The sequence below is a fragment of the Escherichia sp. XD33 genome (assembly GCF_019375075.1).
In the GTDB taxonomy this organism is placed as follows: domain Bacteria; phylum Pseudomonadota; class Gammaproteobacteria; order Enterobacterales; family Enterobacteriaceae; genus Enterobacter; species Enterobacter flexneri_A.
The window spans coordinates 1-9,885 of the sequence record NZ_JAENDM010000083.1; the positions used below are offsets into that span (position 1 = coordinate 1).

Genomic DNA, 9,885 nt, shown 5'->3' on the forward strand with positions numbered 1-9,885 from the left:
CGTACGGCCCACAGAATGATGTCACGCTGAAAATGCCGGCCTTTGAATGGGTTCATGTGCAGCTCCATCAGCAAAAGGGGATGATAAGTTTATCACCACCGACTATTTGCAACAGTGCCAACGGGCATATCGGCCTCCCTGCCTGACGGGCATTTAGTAACATTTTTCCAACCGTACGAAATGTTATAAATTATCAGACATCGTAAAACGGTTACGTTTGAGTGTCTATTAATTCGTTATTTTGGCATAATGGACACATGGTGTCCGATATTCGATTTAAGGTACATTTTTATGAGACTTTTTGGTTATGCGCGGGTATCAACCAGTCAGCAGTCTCTCGATATCCAGATCAGAGCACTCAAAGATGCAGGGATAAAAGCTAACCGCATCTTTACAGACAAGGCATCAGGTAGTTCAACCAATCGGGAAGGACTGGATCTGCTGCGCATGAAAGTGGAGGAAGGCGACGTCATTCTGGTGAAGAAACTTGACCGGCTTGGGCGTGACACCGTTGATATGATCCAGCTGATAAAAGAGTTCGATGCTCAGGGGGTTGCTATTCGTTTCATTGATGACGGGATCAGCACCGACGGAGAAATGGGTAAAATGGTGGTGACTATCCTGTCTGCCGTTGCACAAGCTGAACGTCAAAGAATACTGGAGCGTACTAATGAAGGCCGACAGGAAGCGAAGTTGAAAGGCATCCGGTTTGGCCGTAAACGAAGTATCGACAGAAATAATGTACTGGTGCTTCATCTACAAGGCACTGGTGCAACGGAAATAGCTCGTCAGCTCAATATAGCTCGCTCCACGGTATATAAAATACTGGAAGATGAGAAGGTTGAATAGCATTCTCTAATCTATAAAATTATTGAAAGGATACATCATGGATACAGGTAAACAACTGAGACTGAATATTTTAGTTAAAAGTGCCGAAGATAATATTATTAATTACTTTAATAAACACCATTGGGAATGTGAAGTTACTGGATCTTACCCACATGGAGAATATGTAATTATTAAAGTGAGTAAAGGAAGTGTTAATTACAGTTTGGCCCTGCTTTACTCATGCGCAACTGACAATTCCGTTTATAAAGACTTGGATAAGCTAGTTGACTTAATCGTTTTAAATGGAGATTTTTACCATCTTGAGTCTTATGCATATGGGATATCAACAGATGTTATTGAACTAAAATCACTACAAAATTATATTATCAAATGGAATACGTCAGCCTCTGATGGTAAGTTATCACTTGGCGGTCAAGATATTCCTTCGTTTAAACCTAAAGAATTTACAAATCATATCCAATCTGAGCAACCGATAAATCAAATCTGGAGCCGAATTAGGCAATTCAGAACTATGGGGTTAGCCGAAAAATTAATACAACAGCGTTGTAATCATTTTGGGACTCAACTTGAATATGATGTTATCAAAGCCAAAGCATTAGGTCTGGCATTTTGCATACAAAATGCTTGTGACTACTTTGAGGCAGCCAGCAAACAAAAATTAAATCAGAGAGTTGTAAGTCTTTACTACGGTGCGATAGCGTTAGCATCTGCGGAAATGTTAGCGTCTCCTAAGGGGCCTGCGTCTTTGCAAGAAGTTGAAGATATGACAAAATTTGGGCATGGTTTGTTCACATTTGATTCAGTTAGTGACAATCCTTTTGAAGGGTTTGTCGTTGGTGTCCTATCAAACGGTTTTTTTTGTAAATGGATGGATTTTCTTGGTTGCGATGTTGCCTTATATCCTAGTAAAAAACCGCGTAAAGAAACAGATATAGATTTATCAAATGAGTATGTAATAACGTTAATTGAATTATTTTCGCACATACCTGAGCTCGAAGAGCTTTTTAGAATGGTATCAGACTCATCTATTAATTGGCTTACTTTTCGTTATGATTCTGATGCAAATGGTTCGTTTCGTTTTAACACTGAAAGGAAGCGAGATTCTTACGTTTCAATTAATGATATATCCTGCTCGAAAACCATTGATGATATTGCAAAATTAGACCTCCCTATTGAACAAATAGAATATATACAATCAGAACATCCTGGGTTACATTTTAAAGCTTTAGTTAAGCATCCAAATGATGAGTTCTGGCACGGAGTTATAAAACAACATCATAGCCCATTCACTGAGTCTAGCTATATCATACCAATATTCGGTGGAGTTTCTGAGTATAGATGCATTACAACCGTTATTTTATATGCATTGTCAATATTAGTTCGATATCGTCCGAGTATATGGCGGGAAGTTGCATCTGGAAAATATGAAGATTATCTGGCTCTCACAGATGAATTTTTATCTGTATTTGAAAGATTAGCACCGGAAAAATTTCTTGAGGCTTTATTGGATTCAAAGGTTAGAGTCGTTCAGTCAGGATCTATGTTTGCTCACATATAAAATCATTTAGCAATAAGGAAGCTGGCCGACGGTCGCCTGGATAAATGGGTTATCGTCGTCAGATCCTTCTCCACTATGTATGCAAGGCTGTCGTGCTTTGGAATGAGAATAGCAAGTTTCTTGCTAAAGTCTTTTAATGGAGGTTTTCGTTTTACTGCACATCATAAATAATTTTATTTTATAACAATAAGTTACGTTCTTAGCGTACGTTTTCGTTCCATTGGCCCTCAGACCCCATGACCGCATCCACGATCCGCCTGCGCCGCTGGCTGGCCGGGCTCGCCCTGCTGCTTGCGCTGCCCGCGACCTCGGCCGTCGCCCAGGACTTCGAACTGCCGCCGGTCGACGAGGTCTTCGTCCTGTCCGCGCAGGCCACCGCGCCGGACCGCATCGAGGTGCGCTGGCGGATCGCCGACGGCTATTACCTGTACCGGCACCGCACCTCGGTCAAGGCCGATGCCGCCTTCACCGGCGCGACCATGGCGCTGCCGAAGGGCAAGGCCTACCGCGACGAATTCTTCGGCGACGTCGAAACCTACCGCAAGGAATTGCTCGGCACCCTCACCGGCACGCCCGCGGCCGGCGCGAGCGCGACCACCCTGACCGTGAAGTACCAGGGCTGCGCCGATGCCGGCGTGTGCTACCCGCCGCAGACCCGCACCCTGAAGGTCGCGTTGCCGGGCGAAGCGGGCGCTGGCGGCTTCGGCTGTAAGGCGCGCGGGCTGCATGATTATGTCGTCAAGAACGGCTCTGCCGATCATCCCAACGCCGAGGTGAAATTCGCACTGGGTGATGTGGTCAACACCATGATCGGCTGCACTAATGGTGAAACGATCATGCTGTGCCACGACACCTCGCTGCCGCGCCCCTATTCTCTCGGCTTTCGGGTGCAAGGCACCGAGGGGCTGTGGATGGACGTCAACAAGTCGATCTATCTGGAGGGCAAGAGCCCACAGCCGCACCGCTGGGAGCCTGCCGAGGGCTGGTTTGCGAAATACGATCACCCGCTATGGAAACGCTACGCCGATCTGGCGGCAGGGGCCGGGCATGGCGGGATGGACTGGTTCGTGATCCACGCTTTTGTCGAGGCGCTGAAGGCCAAGGCCCCGATGCCAATCGACATTTACGACGCGCTGGCCTGGAGCGCGATCACGCCTCTGTCGGAACAATCGATTGCTGAGGGCAATCGCACGTTAGATTTTCCCGACTTCACCCGAGGGCAGTGGCGCACCCGCAAGCCGATCTTTGCGCTGAACGACGCCTATTGATCGACGCGATTTAGGCCAAGCGCACCGCAAAGGCGAAATTGGTAATCTTGTCGGTATCCTTGACGCCCGGCGCGCTTTCGACGCCGCTGGAGGTATCGACCAGCGGCGCTCCGGTGCGCGCAATCGCCTCGGCAACATTCGTCGGATTTAGCCCGCCTGCCAGCCCCCACGGCAAGGCACCGCGATATCCGGCCAGCAGCGACCAGTCGAACGCCAACCCCATGCCGCCGGGCAGCGCGCCTTTGGGGGTCTTGGCGTCGAACAAGATCAAGTCCGCCGCCCCGGCATAGGCTGCGGCGCGTGCGACATCGCTGGCGCTGGCGACGGGCAGCGCCTTCCACACCGGCTTGCCAAACCGCGCGCGCAACTGGGCCACGCGTTCGGGCGATTCCGAACCGTGCAGCTGCAGCGCGTTCAGCTTGGCTGCCACCAGTGCGTCGGCGATGACAGCATCATCCGCATCGACGAACAAACCGACCATGGCGATCTGGCCAGCTGCGCGCGATGTCAAAGCGCCCGCGACATTCGACGTAACCGCACGGGGCGACGCTGGATAGAACACCAACCCGGCATAGTCCGCCCGCGCCGCGATGGTCGCATCGAGCGCCTCGGGTGTGCTGATCCCGCAAATCTTGATTTTCGCGGGCATGCGGTCAGTCGGGGTTCTGGATCAGCCGCACCAGCGTGCAGTCGGGATCGATCAGGTAGCCGATCCTCAGGCCGCTCGCCTCCAGTTGCGGAGCTTTGAAGCGCGGCCAGCCGGTGCTTTTTTCCTCGGCTCCCGCCGCGTTCACCAATGCCACCATGGCATCGAGATCATCCAACCGCAGGCAACAGCCGAACGAGCTCGTAGCTGGGTCGAGGTCAGGATAGGGGAAGAATTCGAGCTGCAAACCGCCGCGCTGCAGGATCATCCAGCCGCGATCCTTCCAACTCGTCGCAAAGCCCAGCTTCGCATAAAACGCCTCTGTCACATCGAAATCGCGCGATGGCAGATTGGGGGTGACGTGGTCAGCCATGGCTCAGCGCAGCTTGTCGGCCATGCGGGCCGTATGAGTGATTGCGGCGCGGCTATCGGGGGCGGAATGGCTCATCACGATCATGCTGGCCTTGGGGAACGCCGCACCAAACGCGCGCGCTGACGCGGCGTAGTGCTCAGTGTCGGCATCACCGAGATTGCCGAGCGACTTGGCCTTGCTGTCCTTGATCAGGCAGCCACCAAAAGCGATGTCGGTGCCGTCGATCCCAACGGTGATATTGTCACTGGTGTGGCCGGGGCCGGGGTAAAATACCTTGAGCGGGCCAAAGTTGGGCGCGGTTGCTGGTTCGACCCAGCCATTGGCGGCGAAAGTCAGGCTGTGTTGCGCCGCAACCATCCCCTCTTGCGGGGCAAGCTGGTTCGACAACGCATTGGCATAAGTCGCAATCCCCGCCGCATGCAGCGCGTCCATACCGCCCATCTTGTCCTGATGCGCGTGAGTCACCACCGCCAGCGCGACCGGCAGGTTGATCTCCTGCTTGATCCAGTTGAGGATCTGGGCGGTCTGGTCATCGGTCCAGGCGGTATCGACCACCAGCACGCGGCCGCCATCCCTGACGATCAAACCGTTGGAAGCGACTGCCCCGAAACCCGGCATGTCGAGATAGGAAGTGTGCTGCCAGACATTCGGTGCGAGCTGGCGGAAAACCAGATCGCCAAACCGTTGGTCGCCAGTTTCCATTTGCTGGCCAATCGTCGGGCGGATTTCACCGGGCATGCACCCGCTCAGCATCAATGCAGCGGCTAATGCGGTGCTCAGCTTCGCGACCGGGTGCATAATATTGGGCAATTCCATCAAGTTTTCCTTTTATTCAGCATTAAAAACCCCGCAAATGCGAGGCCTAGTAAATAGATGATCTTAATTTGGTTCACTGTAGCAAAAATATGGGGCGAATTCAAACATGAGGTGCGACAGTTTCAAAAGCCATATGATAATCAACAAGCTGAGCAAATTTCTCTAATGGTGTAAGCCAATCTAACGCCTTTCTAGGACGAGTATTCAGTGACATGGCAACTTGATTTAAATAATGCTGATCTGCCTGATTTAAATCAATCCCTTTAGGTAAATATTGCCTAATTAAACCATTCATATTTTCGCATGTGCCTTTTTGCCAGGGTGAATGTGGGTCACAGAAATATACATCTATGCCTAAATCTTCTTCGAGTATTTTATGTTCTGACATCTCACGTCCACGGTCATAGGTCAACGTTTTACGCAGTTCTGCAGGTAAATATTTCAGAGCTTCAGTTAAAGCCTTGCGCACTGATTCTGCCTTTGCATCAGGTAATGTTGCCAAGATACAGAGCCGTGTATTTCGTTCAATAAGTGTTGCTATCGAACTTTTATTGTCTTTACCTTTAATTAAATCAGCTTCCCAATGACCCGGTATTTTTCTTTCTTGAACTTCGGCTGGGCGCTCATGAATAGTTTTAATATCCTGTAATATAGAATCTTTTTTAGGTTCACCGTTAGCTTTTCGCTTTTTATTTTCATGACGTAGACAGGATAATAAGTCTTTTTTCAACTCACCCTTTGGTAATGCTCGTATCGTTGAATAAATCGTTGTATGGCTTACATTCATTGTTTGATCCAAATCAGGAAATGTCTTTAAACGCTTTGCTATTTGCTGAGGAGACCATAAACAACGGATCGCTTCAACAATAAATTTCCAGAGGATTGAATCGATTTTGAGTTTTCTGTGACCACGTCTACGTCTAGCGAAGGTGTTATCAGAAGCATATCGAGCTTGATAAACGTCATTGATGCTATTTCTTTTAAGCTCACGATAGATCGTACTAGGATGTCTTTTAATGAGTTCAGCAAATTTTCTGGCTGAAAAGCCTTCTTTTCTTGACTCAAGCATTAATGCAGTACGATCTTCAAAGTTAAGATGATGGTATGACAATTTTATATACTCCATAAACCCTTTAAATTAATTAGGTGGTTTATGTCGCACTTCAAGTTTTACTCTGCCAACTTTAAATCAGTGGCTCCACTAACACTCTTCACTTATTTATTTAAAATTTAGCGACGTTAAAAGACAATTAAGTATTTTTAGATAATGCTTAGAATCAATTCAATTCATCAAGTTTTAAAAAATAATTCCTTTTGTCAGGTCTATCATTTTTTAAATGCTTTAAAAATATTTTAGCAGTTTCCTCCGAGGCATCCTCTCTTAGGCAACGTTCAACAAAGGATATATCTACAAATTCATCAGCTAACCCAGCACGGCCAAGATCTAAAAAGTAAATTTCATTGAATTTATCTATAAAAATATTACTATCCGTGATATCGCCATGAGAAAAAACCAATCTTTCTTCAACACGAGTCTCAGTTAACTCATTCCATAGACTTAGGTAAGTTCTATGGTCTCCCCATAATTCAGCGTCAAAATCATCTTGATCTATATCGTCAAGGAGTTGGTTATCAATAAAAAATTTTGACTCTTTTAACCGATGATCAATGTTTGAAATAAATGGACAATCAATAATAGCAACTGAATTTAACAGATTGAGTGCCTCCTTATAGATAGCAAGCAATTCTTGGTCTGTTAAAAAAAGCGCTGAAATTGGTTTTGCATTGATCGCTTTAGTGATCATTAATTCAAACTGCTCATCCTGAAAAGTCATGATGAGTTCAGGCACCTTTAATTTCTCAGAGAGCCAACTCAACATTTTCGCTTCGCGAGAGACACTGTATGTGGTCTCTGTATATAAAGTGCTAGATCGCTTAAGAAAAAAAGTTTCATTATTTCGATTAAAAGAATAAACATCCGATGGCGACTGACCAATTTTATTTGGCTCTAAAACGCTGTTTCCAATAAATTGTTGAATAATATTGGGCAATTCCATCAAGTTTTCCTTTTATTCAGCATTAAAAACCCCGCAAATGCGAGAGAGGTGGTCCCACTTGTTTGAACAACTAAAAGCGTATTTATAAGTGATATTCCGCTCTAGTTAAGCCACCTTGTTTTGTTGGGGTAGCTGATCATAGTAAAACTCATTTGGTGTCATTTTGTCTAGACTCGAATGAGGTCGTTTCAAATTATAAAACTCAAAATATGCACTTAATTGCTTTTTCGCATCTGTGACACTGCTATAAGCTTTGAGATACACCTCTTCATATTTAACGCTCCGCCATAATCGTTCAACCATCACATTATCTACCCATCGACCTTTACCATCCATACTGATTTGAATGCCATTTGATTTCAATACATCAATAAATGCATCACTGGTAAACTGGCTGCCTTGGTCTGTATTAAATATTTCAGGTCGACCATATTTTTCAATCGCTTCATTTAAAGCCGAAATACAAAAATCCACCTCCATACTAATCGATACTCTATGCGCAAGTACCTTGCGGCTATGCCAATCAATCACAGCACATAAATAAACAAAGCCTTTTGCCATAGGGATATACGTTATATCCGTAGACCACACTTGATTACTGCGCTGAATAGCCAATCCTTTGAGCAGATATGGATATTTACGGTGAGCTTGATTAGCCTGGCTTAAATTTGGTTTGCAATATAACGCCTGAATACCCATTTTCTTCATTAAAGTACGTGTATGACGTCGTCCTATATGATGTCCTTGACGATTCAACAAATCACGCATCATACGACTGCCTGCAAAAGGATATTGCATATGTAATTCATCAATACATCGCATCAGCTTCAGATCTGATGCACTCACAGGTTTTGGGCGATAGTAATAACAACCACGGGAGACTTTCAGCAGCTTAGCTTGCTTAGATACTGAAATCTGAAGTGAGTCGTCGATTAACTTTTGTGGTTGAAGCGGCCCAGTTTCTTCAACACACCTTCTAAAAAATCAATTTCTAATGCCTGCTCACCGATTTTTGCATGTAGTTTTTTTAGATCGATGGGTGGTTCTGTTGGAGCTTTTGATTGATCGAAAGCTTGCGAGGAAGCTGAGATCAATTGATTTTTCCAGTCAATAATTTGGTTTTGATGAACATCAAACTCAGCACTCAATTCAGCAAGTGTTTTTTCTGCTTTAATCGCAGCAAGTGCTACCTTAGCTTTAAAATCATTTGAATGATTTCTTCTTGGTCTACGTGCCATAAAATACTCCATATATTGATGTTTATAACATCATTTGAGGAGCAGAATATCACTTATAGGAGTTGTTCAAATTTACGGATCCATCTCTTCTAAACATACTGAAAATTTTGATTTTCGTTGTAGCTTTAGTTATTTTTATTAAATTCATTATAAGTGAATACTTAGGTGTAATTTTTAGCAAAGAAATTACAGTTTTTGCGGGGATGTTTTTAGCACTCGCAATTCTTGTTTATGAAATTATTTCAATTTGTATATCTAGACTAATTAATAAAATTCACTATGACGCAGATCAACGTGAAGCTATTGAAACATTTGAAAAGCATCAACTTAATGTTGGCTTTATCGTAGCTGACTTGCCAAAAGATCAAAAAAACAATGAGTTAAAAGATTGTGTTGAAGCTTATATCACTCTAGCGAAACAAAATTTACCATTTGTTTTGATTAATTCAGACAATGTATCTACTTCAGGAATATATTTTTCAGGGCAACGTGGAAAGCGTGACCATAATAAATACAAAATCATCATTAAAAGAAACTTAGACTAAAAACAACCTTTTAGAAAAATAAAAAAGCCAGTATAGAACTGGCTTTTTTTGCTTAGTACGCTTAAAAATAATTTTCTTCAGGATACCTAATTCTTTGTAGAACAACTCCAATTAAGCCCGCTACAAGCATGTAAACCGCTTTCATATACCACATGCCCCACATAACGGTAATTGTGGTCGCTGAAAATTCTTGTACTGGCTGACCAAGAAAATTAGTTGTTTGATTAAATGATTTTTCTGAAGCTTCAAGCGCATAATAATTTAATGCAGGGAATAAGCAGACAACCAATAAAACAGCTACCGTAGGGTAAAGCATAGCTTTAGGTATATCCCATTTGATAGCAAAGTACAGCGCCACTACCAAAGCAATTAAGCCAACACTAGACTTCATTCCAGTGGCAAAATCTAAACCTACGGGCACTGTTGCAAATAGTCGGTGGTGATAAACTTATCATCCCCTTTTGCTGATGGAGCTGCACATGAACCCATTCAAAGGCCGGCATTTTCAGCGTGACATCATTCTGTGGGCCGTACG

General features: G+C 44.8%; 11 protein-coding genes. 4 read left to right on the forward strand and 7 right to left on the reverse strand.

Annotated features, from left to right (window positions below; translation table 11 throughout):
- The first annotated feature begins 291 nt into the window (after positions 1–291).
- The 3 genes from K0778_RS23830 to K0778_RS23840 all read left to right on the forward strand — a co-directional run bounded on the left by K0778_RS23830 (position 292) and on the right by K0778_RS23840 (position 3,675).
- Positions 292–849 carry a recombinase family protein gene (locus tag K0778_RS23830; RefSeq protein ID WP_086353234.1) on the forward strand — a complete coding sequence of 186 codons (558 nt, stop codon included), beginning with the start codon at positions 292–294 and terminating at the stop codon, positions 847–849.
- 37 nt (positions 850–886) lie between these two features.
- Positions 887–2,407, forward strand: a complete 1,521-nt coding sequence (locus K0778_RS23835; RefSeq protein ID WP_086353235.1) for a YaaC family protein — start codon at positions 887–889, stop codon at positions 2,405–2,407.
- A gap of 236 nt (positions 2,408–2,643) precedes the next feature.
- Complete coding sequence (locus K0778_RS23840) at positions 2,644–3,675, forward strand: protein-disulfide reductase DsbD domain-containing protein (RefSeq protein WP_004201169.1); 1,032 nt, start codon at positions 2,644–2,646, stop codon at positions 3,673–3,675.
- Positions 3,676–3,685: 10 nt separating this feature from the next.
- Here K0778_RS23840 and K0778_RS23845 read toward each other — a convergent pair whose 3' ends face one another.
- From K0778_RS23845 to K0778_RS23870, 6 genes are all read right to left on the reverse strand, one after another.
- The gene (locus K0778_RS23845) at positions 3,686–4,324 is read right to left on the reverse strand and encodes a phosphoribosylanthranilate isomerase (protein ID WP_004201168.1); all 639 of its coding nucleotides are present in this window, start codon (positions 4,322–4,324) and stop codon (positions 3,686–3,688) included.
- Positions 4,325–4,328: 4 nt separating this feature from the next.
- Entirely contained in the window at positions 4,329–4,694 is a 366-nt protein-coding gene (ble, locus tag K0778_RS23850) for a bleomycin binding protein Ble-MBL (RefSeq protein WP_004201167.1), read from the reverse strand.
- Between the two features lie 3 nt (positions 4,695–4,697).
- A complete protein-coding gene (locus K0778_RS23855) occupies positions 4,698–5,510 on the reverse strand; it encodes a subclass B1 metallo-beta-lactamase NDM-1 (protein ID WP_004201164.1) in 813 nt (270 codons plus the stop codon).
- A 100-nt stretch (positions 5,511–5,610) separates the two neighbouring features.
- Positions 5,611–6,636: an IS30-like element ISAba125 family transposase gene (locus K0778_RS23860; RefSeq protein WP_004994718.1), complete on the reverse strand. Its 1,026-nt coding sequence runs from the start codon at positions 6,634–6,636 to the stop codon at positions 5,611–5,613.
- A gap of 151 nt (positions 6,637–6,787) precedes the next feature.
- Complete coding sequence (locus K0778_RS23865) at positions 6,788–7,567, reverse strand: APH(3')-VI family aminoglycoside O-phosphotransferase (protein WP_014386410.1); 780 nt, start codon at positions 7,565–7,567, stop codon at positions 6,788–6,790.
- A gap of 105 nt (positions 7,568–7,672) precedes the next feature.
- Positions 7,673–8,805 (reverse strand): IS3-like element ISAba14 family transposase gene (locus K0778_RS23870; protein WP_223155595.1). Its coding sequence is split into 2 segments (ribosomal slippage): positions 7,673–8,553 and positions 8,553–8,805, totalling 1,134 coding nucleotides; the frame shifts between segments, so codons are not numbered across the junction.
- A 107-nt stretch (positions 8,806–8,912) separates the two neighbouring features.
- Here K0778_RS23870 and K0778_RS23875 point away from each other — a divergent pair.
- Positions 8,913–9,350 carry a hypothetical protein gene (locus tag K0778_RS23875; RefSeq protein WP_017480454.1) on the forward strand — a complete coding sequence of 146 codons (438 nt, stop codon included), beginning with the start codon at positions 8,913–8,915 and terminating at the stop codon, positions 9,348–9,350.
- Positions 9,351–9,411: 61 nt separating this feature from the next.
- On the opposite strand, the gene K0778_RS23880 is transcribed toward K0778_RS23875, so the two are convergent.
- Positions 9,412–9,771, reverse strand: a complete 360-nt coding sequence (locus K0778_RS23880; protein ID WP_232044468.1) for a hypothetical protein — start codon at positions 9,769–9,771, stop codon at positions 9,412–9,414.
- Positions 9,772–9,885 lie beyond the last annotated feature (114 nt).